Source organism: Microbacterium sp. Kw_RZR3, assembly GCF_029222405.1.
Taxonomy (GTDB): Bacteria; Actinomycetota; Actinomycetes; order Actinomycetales; family Microbacteriaceae; genus Microbacterium.
This window is the reverse complement of record NZ_JARHXC010000110.1, coordinates 1-1,744: the sequence shown is the minus strand read 5'-3', so window position 1 is coordinate 1,744 and position 1,744 is coordinate 1. Positions and strand designations below refer to the sequence as shown.

Sequence of the window (1,744 nt, the reverse complement as noted above, 5' to 3'; positions counted from 1 at the left end):
TTGCTCGCATAAACGCGTGGTGCTCGTGTTTATGCGCGTGGATCGCGTTTATGGGTGTGGGCATGGCGGGTTGGGGCCGCGCGGGTGTGCGAGCGGGCATGCGTTGGCGGGGCTCTGGCCGGTGCGAGGGCGGGCCGCGCTGGCGGCGCGCTGGGTGCTGCGGGGCGGGCTGCGCTGGCGGCGCGCTGGGTGCTGCGGGGCGGGCTGCGGCGGCATAAACGCCGTTTGCTCGCATAAACGCGTGGCGCACGTGTTTATGTGCGTGGATCGCGTTTATGGATGTGGGCGTGGCGGATTGGGCCCGCGTCGGTGTGCGAGTGGGCACGCGCTGGCGGCGCGCCTCGGTGCCGCGGGCTGGGATGCCTCGATGAGGCGCGGGGTGCCGCGCGCGGAGTGCCGCGGCATAAACGCTGTTTGCTTGCATAAACGCGTGGTGCGCGTGTTTATGTGCGTAGATCGCGTTTATGCGTGGTCGTGGCGGCACGGAGCGTAGAGCGCGAGGCGCGGGGTCCCCGCGGCTCAGACGCTCAGCGCGACGAGCTTCGCGATCGTGTTCGCGTTGCGGGCGGTACCGGTGACACCGAGGCGCTTCTCGAACCAGCCGGCCTGCAGCTTCGACCCGCCGATGCCCTCGGGATACCGCACGAACACCTCGCGGCCGTCGAGCACGGCCTCCTCGGGCATGCCATCGGGCACCTCGAGCGCGACGACCGGCGCCGCGTCGAGGAACACCGTCTGCACCCAGCGTCCCTCCGAGGCGTCGGCGAACGGGTTCCGGGCGTGCGCATCGGCGAGCTCGGCGTGCGAGCGAACGATCACCGGAAGGTCGTGGCCGAACGCTGCGCGCACGGCATCCCGAATCGCCCGTGCGATCTCGTCGGGGGAGCGGCCGCCGTCGTCGAGCACGACGTTCCCCGCCACCTGGAGCGTCTCGACCTCGCCGAGACCGGCGGATGCCAACACCTCGCGCAGTGCGGGCATCTTCATCGCCGTGGGTCCACCGACCCCGCGGATGAGCGCGACGGAACGCGGCATGGCGCCAGATTACGCGCTGTCGCGGCCGAGCGTCTCGAGGAGGCGCAGCCAGACCTCGCTGACCGTGGGGTACGACGGCACGGCGTGCCAGAGCCGCTTGATCGGCACTTCGCCGACGATGGCGATCGTCGCGGAGTGCAGCAGCTCGGCGATGTCGGGACCGACGAACGTCGCCCCGACGAGAACGCCACGGTCGAGGTCGACGATCACGCGGGCCTTGCCGACGTACGCGTCGGACTGCTCGCTGGAGCCCGCGACGTGCGCCAGGTCGTAGTCGAGCACCTTCACGTTCAGCCCGCGCTTCTCGGCGGCGGCGGCGGTGAGACCGACGGATGCCACCTCGGGATCGGTGAACGTCACCTGCGGCACCGCGTCGTGGTCGGCGGTGGCGACATGAGCGCCCCACGGGGCGTCGTCGACCTCGCCACCCTGCGCCCGCGCGGCGATCACGTCGCCCGCGGCGCGGGCCTGGTACTTGCCCTGGTGGGTCAGGAGCGCGCGGTGGTTGACATCGCCGACGGCGTACAACCAGTCGAAGCCCCGCACGAGGAGGGTGTCGTCGGCGTCGAGCCACGACCCCTCTTCCAGCCCGACGGTCTCGAGGCCGAGGTCGGTGGTGCGGGGAACGCGGCCGGTGGCCACGAGAAGCTCGTCGGCGGTGACGGTGGTGCCGTCGGACAGCTCGAGCACGCGTCGCCCGTCGTCGTCG

At 71.3% G+C, this 1,744-nt stretch carries 2 protein-coding genes; both read right to left on the bottom strand.

What is annotated here, in order from left to right; translation table 11 throughout:
• Positions 1 to 519: 519 nt before the first annotated feature.
• Positions 520 to 1,035 (bottom strand): DUF1697 domain-containing protein, encoded by a 516-nt coding sequence (locus P2P98_RS05975; protein WP_275798124.1) that lies wholly within the window; start codon positions 1,033 to 1,035, stop codon positions 520 to 522.
• A gap of 9 nt (positions 1,036 to 1,044) precedes the next feature.
• A partial coding sequence (locus tag P2P98_RS05970; protein ID WP_275798122.1) for an FAD-dependent oxidoreductase occupies positions 1,045 to 1,744 on the bottom strand: 700 nt, incomplete at its 5' end.